This window comes from Leucobacter celer subsp. astrifaciens, from assembly GCF_001273835.1.
Classification (GTDB): Bacteria; Actinomycetota; Actinomycetes; order Actinomycetales; family Microbacteriaceae; genus Leucobacter; species Leucobacter celer.
Window position 1 is genome coordinate 194,650 of sequence record NZ_JHEI01000132.1, and the last position, 14,271, is coordinate 208,920.

The window sequence follows — 14,271 nt, forward strand, 5'->3', positions numbered from 1 at the left end:
AAGCACTAAGCTTCTGGTCGATGAGATCCTTAGTGACGGCGGCGATCGCGGCGATCGAAGCGGCTGCCGTGGCGCTCGCGGGACTCGTGGTCGTCGCGATCCCGGCGCTGCTGCTGTGGGCCGTCACCTTCGATCTCGCGGCAGAACCTTCGGCGGTGCTCGCCGTCATCGGAGGGATCTGGCTGCTCGCCCACTGGGTGCCCATGGGCTTCCAGCTGTCGCCGGAGGCGGCGCTGGGGCTCGGGCAGGCCCCTGAGGAGCTGAGCTTCACGCTGTCGCTGGCTCCGCTCGGGATCACGCTGCTCACGGTGCTTCTCGCCGCTCGGGCCGGGTGGCGCTTCGGCGGCCGTGGCGGAACCGGCGCGGCCGGTGTGCTCGGGGGCGCGCTCGGCTTCGGCGGTATCGCACTCGTGGTGACGTCGGTCGCCTCGCCGAGCACGCCGTGGCCGGTCTGGCTGGTGACCCTGGTGCTCGCGGGGAGCTACGGCGCGGTCGCCGCGGTCGCCTTCGCGGTGCGCGCCGCGCGGGATGCGCATCCGTGGTGGACGACCGCGCTGCGCGGAGTGCAGCACGGCTTCGAGTACCTCGGCCTGCGAGGAGCCGCGGCCTTCCCCGCGCGCGCCGCCCAGACCGTGCTGCTCGCGACCGCGGCCTTCACCGCGATCATCGGCCTGGCCGCGCTCGCGCTCGCCGCCGCTCTCGTGATCGGCTACCCCGAGGTGATCGGGCTCACCCAGAGCCTGCAGCTCGACCCGCTGGGGTCGGTGCTGCTCTTCCTGGCCCAGCTGGCTCTGCTGCCGGTCGCCGTGCTCTGGTCCGCGGCGTGGCTCACCGGCGCCGGTTTCTCGGTGGGAGCCGGCAGCTCGGTCACACCCTTCGAGACCCTGCTGGGTCCGTTGCCGACGCTGCCGCTCCTCGGCGCGATCCCGCAGGGATGGGGCAGCCTCGGGGCACTCGCGCCCGCTCTGATCGTGCTGGCCGGCCTGGGGCTCGGGTGGCTCTTCGCGCGTCGCCCCGAGCTGCGCCGAGCGCAGTGGGGCGTCGTCCTCGTGATCCCGGTGATCGCCGCGGCGCTCGTGGGACTGGCGGTCGCCGGGGTCTCCGCGCTGGCGAACGGATCGCTGGGGCCGGAGCGGCTCTCGGAAGCGGGGGCGCATCCCTGGCAGGTCGGGGGGCTCGCCGCCGCCGAGCTTGGGATCGGGCTGCTGCTCGGGGCGGCCGCTGGGAAGGCGGACTCCTCGCGACTGCGAGCCGCGCTGGCCGACGGCGTCCCCGGAGTCGATGTGCTGAACCGGCTGCGGAACGGGCGGAACAGCGATCCGCAGATGGCAGATGCGCACGGCTCGGATGCGCATGGCCCGGATGAGCAGGAGACCGTCCCGCTCGACCACGCGATCGGCGACCTCCACGATCTCCGGTACGCTCCGGCTGTGCATGGGTCCGAGCAGGAGACCGCCGAGATCCCGTCGCTCGATGAGCCCTGGCGGGGGAGCGACGAGCACGCCACCGAACCGCAGGAGGACTGGGCGTCGGAGTCTGAGCGCACCGCCCCGGAGGACGCCGACCCGGAGGACGCCGGCCCGCAGTACGGCGAGCCGGAAGACGCCGCAGCGGCTCGGCCCGAAGCGGGCAGCGGCGCGGAAAGCGACCCCCTCCCCGAACGCGAAGACGCCGCGGATGAGGAGTCCGAGGCCGACGCCCTGCTGCGAGCCTATGCCTGGGACGGCGGCGAGGAGATGATCGAGCGGGATGCCGACAGCGCCAGTCGTTCCGGTTGGCGCTGGCCGCGCCGGAAGGGCTAGTGTAGAGGAGCAATCCACGGGAGTCCGCGCGCGGCGGGCTGAGAGGGAGCACGCGAGCTCCGACCGTTCAACCTGATCTGGTTCATGCCAGCGGAGGAAGGAAGCCCTCGATGATGTCTGCACACCCGTCGAATCCCGTTTCGCGCGCGCGCCGCGCAGCGATCCCGGCCGTCGCGCTCGCCGCGGTCTGCGGTCTCGCGCTCGCCGGCTGCTCGGCGACGCCGTCCGACGATCCCGGCCAGGGCAGCGGTGAGTCCGAGCGGAAGGTCACCCTCGTCGTGCACGACTCGTTCCCCAACGAGGCGTTCGCGGAGGCCGCGAGCGCCGCGACCGGTTATGAGGTCGAGGTGGTCTCGGCGGGTGACGGCGGCGAGCTGACCAACAAGCTCGTGCTCACCAAGGGAGCCCCCATCGCCGATGCCTTCTTCGGCGTCGACACCATCTTCGCGTCGCGCATCGTCGAGAACGACGTCGCCGTGCCGCACCGCCCCGAGAACTTCCCCGAGAGCGGGAACGACTACGCGATCCTCGCGGAGAACGCGGAGGGAGCCGCAGGCGCCGGAGACGACGCCCCCCTCGCTCTCGTCCCGGTCGATCACGGCGCGACCTGCATCAACATCGACACCGGCTGGTTCGCCTCCGAGGGCGTCGCCGAACCCGAGAGCTACGAGGATCTCGCCGACCCCGCCTACCGCGATCTCACGGTGCTGCTCGATCCCACCGCGTCGTCGACCGGCGCCTCGTTCCTCGTCGGCACTGTCGCGGCGTTCGGCGAGAGCGGCTTCGCCGACTACTGGAAGAGCCTCGCCGACAACGGCGCCCGCATCGAGCAGGGCTGGAGCGACGCGTACTACGGCCAGTTCACCCAGGGCGGTGACGGCGGTACCAGGCCGATCGTGCTCTCCTACGCGTCGTCGCCGGCGTTCACGGTCGCCGAGGACGGATCCGCGACCTCCACGAAGGCCCTGCTCGACACCTGCACCCGCCAGGTCGAGTACGCCGGCGTGCTCGCCGGTGCGGCCAACGAGGCCGGCGCGAAGGCCGTGGTCGACTACCTCGTCTCGCCCGAGTTCCAGCAGACGATCCCCGAGGCCATGTACATGAGCCCCGTCGACGCCTCGATCGAGATGCCCGAGGCATGGGCGCAGTTCGCTCCCGAGCCCGCGGTCGGGCAGACGCACGACCTGCCCGCCGCCGATATCGAGCGCGGTCGTGAGGGCTGGCTGAAGACCCTGAGCGAGCAGATCGGCCTCTAGTTGCACCGAGGGAGCGCGTGGGGCGTCGCAGCCTGGACACTGGCCGCGGCGATCCCGCTCGCCTTCCTCGCGATCTTCTTCCTGTGGCCGGTCGTGTCGCTCGTGGCCACGGGCTTCGTCGATGACGGGCGCTTCGACCCGAGCGGGATCCCCGAGGTCTTCGGCGCGCAGCGCACCTGGCGCGTCATCGGCCAGACGCTGGCCCAGGCCGGGCTCGCGACGCTGCTCTCCGTCGCGCTCGGCCTCCCCGCGGCATACGTGCTCTACCGGCTCGAATTCCCGGGGCGCACGGTGCTGCAGGGCCTGCTCACCGTCCCGTTCGTGCTGCCGACCGTGGTCGTGGGCGTCGCCTTCTCGGCGCTGCTGGGGCCCGGCGGCCCGCTCGGGTGGTTGGGGCTCGAGCGCAGCCTGGCGAGCATCGTGGCGGCGCTCGCGTTCTTCAACGTGACCGTCGTCGCGCGCACGGTGGGCAGCTTCTGGGCGCGGCTCGACCGCAGCTCTGAACTCGCCGCCCGGGTGCTCGGCGCCGGGCGGGTGCGGGCGTGGATGACCGCGACGCTGCCGGCGCTGACCCCGGCGATCGCCTCGGCGGCATCGCTCGTGTTCCTCTTCAGCTCGACCTCCTTCGGCATCGTGCTGATCCTCGGCGGCCGCGAGTTCTCCAACGTCGAGACCGAGATCTACCGGCTGACGGTGCAGTTCCTCGACCTGCGAGGCGCCGCGGTGCTCTCCCTCGCGCAGTTCGCGATCGTCGGCGTCAGCCTGTTCGTCTCGGCGCGGCTGCGCAGCTCGGGGGAGCGCGCGGTCGAGCTGCGGGAGGAGGCCGACCGCGCGCAGCGGCCCGGTCGCGGCGACGTCCCCGCGCTGATCGTGTTCGGTGCGACGACGCTGCTGCTGCACGCGGCCCCGATCCTCACCCTCGTCACGCGCTCGCTGCGCGACCGCGAGGGATCGTGGACCCTCGCCAACTACGTCGCCCTCGTGGACCCGCCGGAGGAGCTGCCGCTCGACGGCCCGGTGCTCGGCGCCATCGGGCTGTCGTTCCGCATCGCTCTCGTCGCCGCCGCGATCGCCATGGTCCTCGGGATCCTGATCGCACTCGTGCTCTCCCGTCGCCCGGCCTCCACCGCACTGAGGCGGAGCATGGCGGCATTCGACGGGCTCGTGATGCTGCCGCTCGGGGTCTCGGCGGTGACGCTCGGCTTCGGTCTGCTGTTGACGATGCACCGGCCGCTGGGCATCGGTTTCGACCTGCGCACATCCGTCGTGCTGATCCCGATCGCCCAGGCGCTCGTGTCGCTGCCGCTCGTGGTGCGCACGCTGCTCCCCGTACTGCGCGGCATCGATCAGCAGCTGCGCTTCGCGGCGGGCGCGCTCGGGGCGAGCCCGTTCGCGGTGCTGCGCACGATCGACCTGCCCATGCTGGGGCGCTCGGCCGGGCTCGCCCTGGGATTCGCCTTCGCGGTATCGCTCGGGGAGTTCGGGGCGACCTCGTTCCTCGTGCGTCCGGGCGCGCAGACGCTGCCGGTGGCGGTCGCCGAGCTGATCGGTCATCAGGCTCCCGGCAGCTACGGGGCCGGGCTCGCGGGCGCCGTGGTGCTCGCCGTGATCACCGCCGGAGTGATGCTGCTTGCGGAACGACTGCGCACCGACGGTAAAGTTGATTTCTGATGCCTGGCTACGACCTCGAAGTCCTCGATGCGATGCTGATCGACGGCCGCTCCGGCGCGGGAAAAACCGATCTGGCCGCGCGGATCGCCAACCGTCTGCGCGAACTCGGACGCGAACCCCAGCTGCTGCATGTGGAGCACCTCTACCCGGGGTGGGACGGACTCGCCGAGGGATCCCGCACCGTCGCCGATGCGCTCGACGGAGGCGGTTACCGCCGCTACGACTGGTGGGCGGAGGCCTTCGCGGAGCGGGTGCCCGTGACACCGGATCGACCGCTGCTCATCGAGGGCTGCGGTTCGATCACCGCCGAGAACCTGGCCGCCGCGAGGCGCTGGGCGCTGCGGGCGACGGATCCTGGCCGCCCGGCGAGCGTGTGGAGCGTGTGGATCGAGTGTCCCGCCGAGGTGCGGCGATCCCGCGCGCTCTCCCGAGACGGTGAGACGTACGCCCCGCACTGGGACCGCTGGGCCGCCCAGGAAGAACTGCTCTACGAGGAGCACCGCCCGTGGCTGCTCGCCGATGAGCTGCTGCACTGCTCCTGAGGGGGCGCGCGGGGACGGTAGACTGGGCGGGTGCTGAAACTTGCGGTTCTGATCTCCGGCGGCGGCAGCAACCTGAAAGCGCTGCTCGACGCTGCAGCGGACCCCGAGTTCCCCGCGCGCATCGTCTGCGTCGGCTCCGATACCGAGGCGCCGGGTCTTGCCCACGCGGAGGCGTCGGGTGTGCCGACGTTCGTCGTACGGCCCCGTGACTACGCCACCCGGGAGGAGTGGGGGCAGGTGCTCGCCGCGGCGATCCAGGAGCACGGCGTGGGCACAGGCCCCGAACCCGGACTCGTCGTGAGCGCCGGGCTGATGCGGATCCTGCCCGGCGGCTTCGTGCGTGAGTTCTCGCCGCACCTCATCAACACCCATCCCGCACTGCTGCCGCTCTACCCGGGAGCCCATGCCGTTCGCGACGCGCTCGCCGCAGGCGCCACCGAGACCGGCGTCACCGTGCACATCATCGACGAGGGCGTCGACACGGGCCCCGTGCTGCGCCAGGCCTCCGTGCAGGTGCGCGAGGGCGAGACCGAGGACGAGCTGCACGAGCGCATCAAGCAGCTCGAACGCCCGCTGCTCGTGCAGACCGTGCGCGAGATCGCGCTCGGCGAGCTCGACCTCGGCGGTGAGGCGTCCCGGATTCCGACTCCGCAGCACTCCACTCGATCGACGGACCCTTCTGCCGGTTGAGCGAGCGCAGCGAGTCGAAACCAGATCGACTACTCGAACAGACCACTTGCAAATGAACAGCCGCACGAAGCGGGTTTCGACTCGCTTCGCTCGCTCAACCAGCGGAAAGTAAGGAACGGACCACTCCATGGCAGTCCAGAGCCACGACCCCAGCCTCTACGAGCATCGCGACGTCGTCCCGGTGCGGCGCGCGCTCATCTCGGTGAGCGACAAGACGCGCCTGCTCGATCTCGCGGGCGCGCTCGCCGAGGCCAGCGTCGAGATCGTCTCGACCGGATCCACCGCCGCGACCATCCGCGAGGCGGGCCACCCGGTCACCGACGTCTCCGAGGTCACCGGCTTCGCCGAGGCGCTCGACGGCCGCGTGAAGACCCTGCACCCGGCCGTGCACTCGGGTCTGCTCGCCGACCTGCGCCTCGCCGACCACCGTGCCCAGCTCGAGCAGCTCGGCTTCGCCGCCTTCGAGCTCGTGGTGGTCAACCTCTACCCGTTCGAGCAGACCGTGGCCTCGGGCAAGCCCGCCGCCGACGTCATCGAGAACGTCGACATCGGGGGCCCCGCCATGGTGCGCGCCACCGCCAAGAACCACGCCAACGCGGCGATCGTGGTCTCCCCGTTGCGCTACGACGAGGTCATCGATGCCGTGCGCTCCGGCGGCACCACACTCGCGCAGCGCCGTTCGCTGGCCACCGAGGCCTTCGTGCACACGGCCCAGTACGACGCCTCCGTGGCCAACTGGTTCCTGGACCAGGAGGATCGCGCCTGGGGCGAGGCCCCGGTCGACGAGGACGTCGCGGCAGAGGCGTCCGTCGACAGCATCTTCGAGAGTTCGGAGGGCTACGTCGGCTACGAGGTCTTCGGCCTGCGCGAGTCGGTGCTGCGCTACGGCGAGAACAGCCACCAGAGAGCGGCGCTCTTCACTGAGAACGAGGGGACCGGCATCGCCCAGGCGACGCAGCTGCACGGCAAGGAGATGTCGTACAACAACTACGTCGACGCCGATGCCGCGCTGCGCGCCGCCTTCGATCACGAGCGACCGGCCGTCGCGATCATCAAGCATGCGAACCCCTGCGGGATCGCGGTGGCTCCTGAGGGTGTCGAGGATCCCATCGCCGCCGCGCACGAGCTCGCCCACGCCTGCGACCCGCTGTCCGCCTTCGGGGGAGTGATCGCCGCGAACCGCGTCGTCTCGGCGAAGATGGCCGAGACCGTGTCGGGCATCTTCACCGAGGTCATCGTGGCGCCCGGCTTCGATCCCGAGGCGCTCGCGATCCTCACGCAGAAGAAGAACGTGCGCCTGCTCGTGCTGCCCGCGGACTTCGCGCCGAACCCGGTCGAGCTGCGCCAGGTGTCGGGCGGCTTCCTGCTGCAGGACGCGGATCACTCGTTCAAGCCCGCATCGGAGTGGGAGCTCGCCACGGGCGAGCCGGCCGACGCCGAGACGCTCGCCGAGCTCGAGTTCGCCTGGCGCGCGTGCCGCGCCGTGAAGTCGAACGCCATCCTGCTGGCCGCCGGGGGATCCTCCGTCGGCGTCGGCATGGGCCAGGTCAACCGCGTCGACTCCTGCCGTCTCGCCGTCGAGCGCGCGGGTGATCGCGCGCGCGGTGCGGTCGCCGCCTCCGACGCCTTCTTCCCGTTCGCGGACGGCCTGCAGGTGCTGCTCGACGCCGGCGTGCGCGCCGTGGTGCAGCCCGGCGGATCGGTGCGCGACGCAGAGGTGATCGAGGCGGCTCGGGCCGCCGGGGTGACGATGTACTTCACCGGAGAACGGCACTTCTTCCACTGAGCGTGGGGATCTGAAAGGAAGACAGGAACATGGAAATCGTCAAGGGTATTCTGGTCGTCCTGCATCTCGTCGGCTTCGGCGCGGTGTTCGGCAGCACGCTCGCGCAGCTGCCCGCCGTGAAGCAGGCCAAGGCGCGCATCACGCCGGGCATTCTGCACGGCGCCTCGCTGCTGTTCGCGACGGGGCTGCTGCTGGTCGCCTCGATCTACATGCTGGGCGGCCAGCCGAACAACGCGAAGATCGGCGTGAAGACGCTCGTGCTCATCGCGATGATCGGCATCATCCTCATGAACCGCAAGAAGGAGAACGTGTCGGGCGGGGTGCTCGGCGCGATCGCGGGTCTGTCGCTGCTCAACGTGGCGCTGGCGGTGCTCTGGAACTGAGCGCGCGAACGCGACGCAGGAGGGCGGGATCCATTGCGGATCCCGCCCTCCTGCTGGTTGAGCGAGGAACTCGGCCCGTCCTTCCGCTGGTTGAGCGAGGAGCGCAGCGACGAGCGCCGTGCTGAGCGAGCGGAGCGAGTCGAAGTATCGAAACCCGGGAATCGGTGTCCGCGGTTTCGACTCGCTGCGCTCGCTCAACCGGCGGTGGCCGCCCTAGTAGCCGCCCTGGCGCTCGAGAGAGCCGAGCTCCTGCCCGCCCTCGTCGAGGAAGGTGAGCAGATCGCCCGCGAGATTCGCCGTGCGGGCCTGCGAGAGCCAGGTATCGACGCCCTCGCAGAACATGAGCGTGGAACGCATCATCCCGAGATCGACGGTGCTGCCGTTCACGGAGTACTCGCCTCCGAGGCGGTTGCAGCCGTCGGTGCCGCTGTACTCGCCGCTGGAGGCGTCTGCTTCCGCTGTGAACTCCAGCGACGGCAGTCCTTGGGCCTCGGGATCCCCCCAGATGCCGACGACTCCGGTGCCGGGGGAGGCGCAGGCGGAAAGAGCGATGAGCGCGGCCGCCAGCAGACCGGCGACCGCCAATGTCTTCTTCATGGCTTCAGCTTAGGGCCGCTGCGGCGATTCCGGCAGAAAAAGGTCAGCGCCAGCGGTTTCCCCAGCTCTTGGACTCTCCGGCGGGGGCGATGGCCTGGGGGACGCCGAGCGGGTTGTCGTCTCGGAGGGCTGCGGGGAGGAATGCGGTGGGGGCGTTCTGGTAGGCGACGGGGCGCAGGAAGCGTGTGATGGCGGCGGTGCCGACCGAGGTGCTGGAGTCGTTGGTGGTGGCGGGCCAGGGGCCGCCGTGCTGCTGCGCGGGGGTCACGGCCACGCCGGTCGACCAGCCGTTGAAGAGGACGCGGCCGACCTGCTGGCTGAGAGCTTCCACGAGGGCGCGCAGCTCTGAGAGGTTGGCGGTCTCGCCGGCGGCCTCGGCCGAACCGAGGTGGAGCGTGCCGGTGAGGTTGCCCTCGTAGAACTCGGGCATGAGCGCCGCGAGGTCCGTGCCCTCGGGAGTCTCGACGAGGATCGAGAGCGGTCCGAACGCCTCCTCCACGAGTGCCTCCTTGCCGACGCGGAAGTCGTCGAGCGACACTGCGACGACGGTCGGGGTCGCCCAGCCGTGCCCCTGCTCGTCGAAGCGGATGCCGCCGTCGATCACCGGGCGCACTCCGGGGGACGCGAGGATCGCGTCGCGCCGTTCGGCGAAGCTCTTGGCGATGCGCGGGTCGAGCAGGCGGTGCTCGGGGAGCTCGCCGGCCGCAGCGCGGATCGTCTCGGGGAGCGAGGATCCCGCGGGGATGAAGGCGAATCCGGGCTTGGTGCACAGCTGGCCCGCGGATCCCGAGACGCTGGTGAGATAGCCGCTCGCGATCTCGTCGCCGCGTTCGGCGATGGCGTCGGCGGTGATGAAGACGGGGTTGACGCTGCCGAGTTCGCCGAAGAACGGGATCGGTGCGGGGCGGTTCGCGGCGATGTCGGCGAGGAGACGGCCGACGCCGATGGAGCCGGTGAAGGCGCCGGCTTTGATGCGGGGGTCCTTGAGCACGGCGACCCCGGCTTCGCGGCCGTGGATGAGCTGGAAGACGCCCTCGGGCATGCCGGCTGCGGCGAGTGCCTCGGCGGCGACCTCGGCGGTGGCGTCGGAGAGCTCGGGGTGCCCGGAGTGCGCCTTGACGATGAGCGGGCAGCCCGCGGCGAGGATCGAGGCCGAGTCGCCGCCCATCACGGAGAAGGCGAAGGGGAAGTTGGAGGCCGAGAAGTTGATGACCGGGCCGAGGGGCAGGTGGGTGCGGCGCACGTCGGGGCGTACCCCGAGGGCGAAGTCGGTGTCTGCGGGGTCGATGCGGGCGTCGAGGTAGCCGCCGTCGACGAGGGTGTCGGCGAAGAGGCGCAGCTGCACGGCGGTGCGGGTGACCTCGCCGGAGAGGCGGGCCTCGGTGAGTCCGGTCTCGCGCATGGCGATCGCGACGAGATCGCTCTTCGTGTTCTCGAGGGCGTCGGCGACGGCGACGATCGCGCGGGCGCGGTTCTCGGGGCTGGTCGCGGCGAAGGCGGGGGCTGCCGCGGCGGCGCGTGCGACGACGGCCTCCAGCTCGGGGGAGAGGGTCTCGGTCATAGCTGGTTCCTCCACGGGTCGGGATCGGCGGTGATGCACGGGTCGGCGGTGATGCATGGGAGCGCGGTGCTCCACATATCTACCATGTGCCATTGTACAGGCCGAATCGGGTGCGGCTTCGGCCTGTCAGGCCAGTCACAGTCTGCCACGGCCGGATCCGCCGGTCGTCCGCGCTCATGAACAGTCGCGCGTCTGTCGACTGTGCGGAACTGCTCGCCCCGCCGTGGGTGTGCAGGCTCACGCGCGGCGGGGGTCAGTCGTCGAGGTCGAGCAGCGCTCCCAGCGGCACGGGCTGTACGAGCGGGCGCTTCGCCGTTTGCGCGAGGGACTCCGGCGTTGTCGTGTCACCGCCCGCTGCGAGGCACGAGACCGCGTACCCGCAGACCCGTCCCTGGCACCACCCCATACCGGCGCGGGTGACCCCCTTCTGCGTACGCGCGTCATCGCCCGCCAGCGACGACCGCGCGCTCCGGATCTCGCCGACGCGCACCTCCTCGCAGCGGCAGGCGATCGTGTCGTCGTGCAGCCGGCCTGACCATCCCCGGGGCACCGGGTGCGCGAGGTGCATCGCCGCGGCGAAGGAGCGCTGCCTGCCCATCGCCCGCGCCTCCGCGGGGCGGGCCGCGGAGGCGCGGCCGAGCGCCTCGGCCGCGGCGACCCTGCCCGCGACGCGACCCTCGAGCACGGCCAGGGCCGATCCGCCGACTCCGGTGACCTCGCCCGCCAGCAGCAGGCCGGGAACCGTGGAACGCTGGTCGGCATCGATCACCGCGACGAGGGACCCGTCGATGTCCTGCCGGGTGGCGGCGCCGAGCTGCACCGGCAGCTCGAGTTGCGGGGTGAACCCCCAGCCCAGGCCCACACCGTCGATGCCGTCGATGAGGCGTTCGCTGCCCGGCGCGACGGTGCCGTCGCCGCGCACGCGCGCCGTGCGCACGGCTTCGGCCCGGCCGTCCCCGAGGATCTCCGTGACGACGGTGCGCTGCCGGTAGGGGATGCGGTGCCGCAGGAACGTCCAGACGTAACCGGCGCCCTCGAACGCCTTGGCGGGAACCCCGATGGCCCGGTGGGCGCGGGGCAACCAGCCCGAGAGGGCCGCCGACTCGCACACCGCGGCGACCTCGCCGCCCGACTGCACGATGTTCGCCGCGACAGGCAGCAGGAACGGGCCGGTGCCCGCGATGACGAATCGCCGACCGGGGAGCATGCCGTTCTGCTTCGTGAAACCCTGGATGCCGCCGGCGGCCATCACCCCGGGCAGATCCCACCCGGGAACCGGGAGCTGGCGGTCGTAGCCGCCGGTCGCGAGCACGAGTCGTCTCGCGCGCAGCTTCGGGATCTCCGAGACGCCCGATCCGTGGGCCGGAGCGAGGAACAGCGAGAAGCCGTCGGGGTCCGTGCGCGTCATCCACGCCGACGTGGCGGGGAGAAAGCGCAGACGCTCTGCGTGAATGCCGGCGTCGAAGGCGCGCCGCAGCTCGAGGTAGTCGGCCCAGCCGTGATGCAGCGCGCCGTCGTCGACGACCCCTGCGGCCTCCGAGCGATGGCGCCAGAACTGGCCCCCGGGCTGTTCGGCCGCGTCGATCACGACGACGCGCGCGCCCTCGTCGAGCGCGGCCACCGCCGCGGCGAGGCCGGCGGGGCCCGCTCCGACGATCGCGACCTCCCACTCGGGGGCGGAACCGGTGCGGCGCACGCCCTGCGTGTCGGGGTTCATGCGTCGCCCTCCGTCCGCTCCGTCCGCTCCGTCCGCTCCGCGCCGCCGTCGGCGCAGATCTGCATTCCTTCGCGCAGCGGGATCATGCAGGCGCGCTGCCCCGATTCCCCGTCGATCTCGACGATGCAGTCGAAACAGACGCCGATCCCGCAGAAGAGTCCGCGCGGTGCGCCATCTCGGGTGGTGCGCCACGCGGTGCGGCCCGAGGCGGTGAGCGCCGCCGCGACGCTTGTCCCCGCCTCGCCTTCCACGGGGTCGCCGTCGAAGCTCGCATGGACGCGGCCTGCGGCCGGTCGGTGCTCGGGTGTCCTGCTCATGAGCGGCTGCTCCCTTCGAGATGTTCGTCACCCGCGGCTCCGAGCCCGTCCGCAGCGGCCGGGAGGGGATCCTCGGCGGGCGCCGCATCGAAGCGCTCCGGGCGGAACGGGTGCAGGGCGAGATCCGGATCTGCGCCGCTCATGGCCTGTGCGAGCAGCTTGCCGGTGCCGGCCGCCAGCCCGATGCCCGCGCCCTCGTGGCCGGCGGCATGCCAGAGGCCGGGCGCTCGCGGGTCGGGGCCGATCACCGGCAGATGATCGGGGCAGTACGGGCGGAAGCCGTGGTAGTGGCGCAGGATCCGGGTGTCCCGGAGGAAGGGGAAGAGCGCGACCGCATTGCGCGCGATCGTGCGCAGTGCTTCCGGGCTGACGGTGTCGTCGAAGCCGACGCGCTCGCGGCTCGAGCCGATGAGGATCGTGCCGGCCGGAGTGCCCTCGACCACGGGGGAGGCCTGCAGCCCGGCGTCGGAGCTGCCGACGTTGTCGACGTACTCGGCGGCGTAGACCTTGTGGTGCACCATCGGGGGCAGGCGTTCGGTCACCATGACGAAGCCCCGGCGGGGGAGCACCGGCACCGCGACCCCGGCGAGTTCACCGATCCGCCCCGCCCACGTGCCGGTCGCGTTCACGACGTGCGCGGCGTGGAAGTCTGCGCTCGGGGTGCGCACCCCGACCACCCGCTCGCCCTGCCGCAGCAGTTCGACGACGGGGGAGCGCACCACGAGCTCTGCCCCGTTCTCGCGGGCCAGCCGGAGCAGATGGGAGGCGGCGAGCACCGGTTGCACCTGGCTGTCCTCGGGGTAGTACGCGGCGCCGAGCGCCCGGTCGGTGATGTGCGGCTCGTACGCCCGCAGCTGCGAGGGGTCGAGCCGCTCCGCGGTGATGCCGTACTCGCGCTGCGAGGCCGAGAACCGTTCGAGCGACGCGAGACTCGTCTCTTGCGAGGCGACGATGATCCCGCCCTTGCCCTCGAACTCCCACAGATGCCCGTGCTCGGCCAGTTCGCCGCGCCAGAGCCCGAGGGAGTAGCGGGTCAGCTCGAGCTCGGGGCCCAGCTCCTTGTCCGACACCAGGATGTTGCCCTCGCACCGCGAACTCGTGCCGCCGGCGGGGAGATCCCGTTCGACGACGGTGACCGAGAGGCCCGCGCGGGTTGCGAAGTAGGCGGTGGCTGCGCCGATGATGCCGGCGCCGATGACGATGATGTCGGACGTGCGGGTCATGTTTCCGTCGGTGGTTCAGGATCGGGATCGGGGGCGCTGCCGCCCGTCGCCCAGATGGATCGGGCATGGGAGATGTGCTCGCGCAGCAGGCGTTCGGAGCCGTCGCCGTCGCCGCTTTCGAGCAGGTCGATCAGGCGGTGGTGCTCGCGGGCGGAGTCGGCGAGGCGGCCCTCGCGAGCGAGGAGGCCGATGCCGTAGAGGCGCGTGCGGGTGCGCAGCGAGGTGGCCAGATCGACGAGCTGCGGGTTGCCGGTGAACGAGAGCGCGAGCGCGTGGAACTCGCGGTCGTCCCGGAGGTATTCCTCGAGGTCCTCGCGCTCGGCGGCGTGCAGGCAGGCGTCGGCGAGCCGCTTGAGGTCGGGGATCGCGGTCTCGGGCAGATGCCCGGCGACCAGACGGATGGCGGGGGGTTCGAGCAGCAGGCGGATCTGCGCCAGGTCGTCGAGATCCTTCTCGCTCATGCTGGTGACGCGGAAGCCCTTGTTCTTCAGCGTCTCCACGAGGCCCTCGCGCGAGAGGTCCATCATGGCCTCGCGCACCGGTGTCGCCGACACCCCGAGCGCCTGGCCGAGCACCGGTGCCGAGACGACCTCACCCTCTTTCAATCGTCCGGTGACGATGGCGGTGCGCAGCTGCTCGAGCACGGTCTCGCGCAGGTTCAACGGGCGCGCGAGCGGCGTGAGCTGCGAATCGGACTCGCTGGCGGGGACGGGCGTTGACATGACG

Annotated in this window: 13 protein-coding genes and 1 riboswitch; of the genes, 7 read left to right on the plus strand and 6 right to left on the minus strand. The window is 71.6% G+C overall.

All coding sequences use genetic code 11. From position 1 onward, the window contains the following. Positions 1-20 precede the first annotated feature (20 nt). The 7 genes from AMS65_RS01825 to AMS65_RS01855 all read left to right on the plus strand — a co-directional run bounded on the left by AMS65_RS01825 (position 21) and on the right by AMS65_RS01855 (position 8,130). On the plus strand, positions 21-1,802 hold the full coding sequence (locus tag AMS65_RS01825) for a cell division protein PerM (protein ID WP_157502013.1): 1,782 nt from the start codon (positions 21-23) through the stop codon (positions 1,800-1,802). A 6-nt stretch (positions 1,803-1,808) separates the two neighbouring features. Next, a riboswitch (TPP riboswitch) is annotated at positions 1,809-1,918 on the plus strand. After that, positions 1,913-3,058, plus strand: coding sequence for a thiamine ABC transporter substrate-binding protein (locus tag AMS65_RS01830; RefSeq protein ID WP_053382461.1), 1,146 nt, complete (start codon positions 1,913-1,915; stop codon positions 3,056-3,058). It overlaps the preceding riboswitch by 6 nt. Further along, positions 3,059-4,729, plus strand: a complete 1,671-nt coding sequence (locus AMS65_RS01835) for an ABC transporter permease (protein WP_083451408.1) — start codon at positions 3,059-3,061, stop codon at positions 4,727-4,729. After that, entirely contained in the window at positions 4,729-5,271 is a 543-nt protein-coding gene (locus tag AMS65_RS01840) for a nucleoside/nucleotide kinase family protein (protein WP_053382462.1), read from the plus strand. The genes AMS65_RS01835 and AMS65_RS01840 overlap by 1 nt, the downstream gene beginning before the upstream one ends. 30 nt (positions 5,272-5,301) lie before the next feature. Beyond that, positions 5,302-5,961, plus strand: coding sequence for a phosphoribosylglycinamide formyltransferase (purN, locus tag AMS65_RS01845; protein ID WP_053382463.1), 660 nt, complete (start codon positions 5,302-5,304; stop codon positions 5,959-5,961). 127 nt (positions 5,962-6,088) lie between these two features. Beyond that, positions 6,089-7,747 carry a bifunctional phosphoribosylaminoimidazolecarboxamide formyltransferase/IMP cyclohydrolase gene (gene purH, locus AMS65_RS01850; RefSeq protein WP_053382464.1) on the plus strand — a complete coding sequence of 553 codons (1,659 nt, stop codon included), beginning with the start codon at positions 6,089-6,091 and terminating at the stop codon, positions 7,745-7,747. A gap of 29 nt (positions 7,748-7,776) precedes the next feature. Then, positions 7,777-8,130 (plus strand): hypothetical protein, encoded by a 354-nt coding sequence (locus tag AMS65_RS01855; RefSeq protein ID WP_053382465.1) that lies wholly within the window; start codon positions 7,777-7,779, stop codon positions 8,128-8,130. 213 nt (positions 8,131-8,343) lie between these two features. On the opposite strand, the gene AMS65_RS01860 is transcribed toward AMS65_RS01855, so the two are convergent. From AMS65_RS01860 to AMS65_RS01885, 6 genes are all read right to left on the minus strand, one after another. Beyond that, complete coding sequence (locus AMS65_RS01860; protein WP_075200786.1) at positions 8,344-8,727, minus strand: META domain-containing protein; 384 nt, start codon at positions 8,725-8,727, stop codon at positions 8,344-8,346. 43 nt (positions 8,728-8,770) lie between these two features. Then, on the minus strand, positions 8,771-10,288 hold the full coding sequence (locus AMS65_RS01865; protein WP_053382467.1) for an aldehyde dehydrogenase (NADP(+)): 1,518 nt from the start codon (positions 10,286-10,288) through the stop codon (positions 8,771-8,773). Between the two features lie 253 nt (positions 10,289-10,541). Continuing rightward, on the minus strand, positions 10,542-12,005 hold the full coding sequence (locus AMS65_RS01870) for a (2Fe-2S)-binding protein (protein ID WP_053382468.1): 1,464 nt from the start codon (positions 12,003-12,005) through the stop codon (positions 10,542-10,544). After that, positions 12,002-12,322, minus strand: a complete 321-nt coding sequence (locus tag AMS65_RS01875; RefSeq protein ID WP_053382469.1) for a (2Fe-2S)-binding protein — start codon at positions 12,320-12,322, stop codon at positions 12,002-12,004. The genes AMS65_RS01870 and AMS65_RS01875 overlap by 4 nt, the downstream gene beginning before the upstream one ends. Then, positions 12,319-13,545, minus strand: coding sequence for an NAD(P)/FAD-dependent oxidoreductase (locus AMS65_RS01880; protein ID WP_053382470.1), 1,227 nt, complete (start codon positions 13,543-13,545; stop codon positions 12,319-12,321). The genes AMS65_RS01875 and AMS65_RS01880 overlap by 4 nt, the downstream gene beginning before the upstream one ends. Continuing rightward, entirely contained in the window at positions 13,542-14,267 is a 726-nt protein-coding gene (locus AMS65_RS01885; RefSeq protein WP_053382471.1) for a GntR family transcriptional regulator, read from the minus strand. The genes AMS65_RS01880 and AMS65_RS01885 overlap by 4 nt, the downstream gene beginning before the upstream one ends. Positions 14,268-14,271: the final 4 nt, after the last annotated feature.

What these genes read in the sequence shown, in the direction of transcription:
- AMS65_RS01825 (WP_157502013.1), top strand. Translation starts at nt 21, where the DNA reads ATGAGATCCTTAGTGACGGCGGCGATCGCGGCGATCGAAGCGGCTGCC.
- AMS65_RS01830 (WP_053382461.1), top strand. Translation starts at nt 1,913, where the DNA reads ATGATGTCTGCACACCCGTCGAATCCCGTTTCGCGCGCGCGCCGCGCA.
- AMS65_RS01840 (WP_053382462.1), top strand. Translation starts at nt 4,729, where the DNA reads ATGCCTGGCTACGACCTCGAAGTCCTCGATGCGATGCTGATCGACGGC.
- purH (WP_053382464.1), top strand. Translation starts at nt 6,089, where the DNA reads ATGGCAGTCCAGAGCCACGACCCCAGCCTCTACGAGCATCGCGACGTC.
- AMS65_RS01855 (WP_053382465.1), top strand. Translation starts at nt 7,777, where the DNA reads ATGGAAATCGTCAAGGGTATTCTGGTCGTCCTGCATCTCGTCGGCTTC.
- AMS65_RS01860 (WP_075200786.1), bottom strand. Translation starts at nt 8,727, where the DNA reads ATGAAGAAGACATTGGCGGTCGCCGGTCTGCTGGCGGCCGCGCTCATC.
- AMS65_RS01865 (WP_053382467.1), bottom strand. Translation starts at nt 10,288, where the DNA reads ATGACCGAGACCCTCTCCCCCGAGCTGGAGGCCGTCGTCGCACGCGCC.
- AMS65_RS01870 (WP_053382468.1), bottom strand. Translation starts at nt 12,005, where the DNA reads ATGAACCCCGACACGCAGGGCGTGCGCCGCACCGGTTCCGCCCCCGAG.
- AMS65_RS01875 (WP_053382469.1), bottom strand. Translation starts at nt 12,322, where the DNA reads ATGAGCAGGACACCCGAGCACCGACCGGCCGCAGGCCGCGTCCATGCG.
- AMS65_RS01880 (WP_053382470.1), bottom strand. Translation starts at nt 13,545, where the DNA reads ATGACCCGCACGTCCGACATCATCGTCATCGGCGCCGGCATCATCGGC.
- AMS65_RS01885 (WP_053382471.1), bottom strand. Translation starts at nt 14,267, where the DNA reads ATGTCAACGCCCGTCCCCGCCAGCGAGTCCGATTCGCAGCTCACGCCG.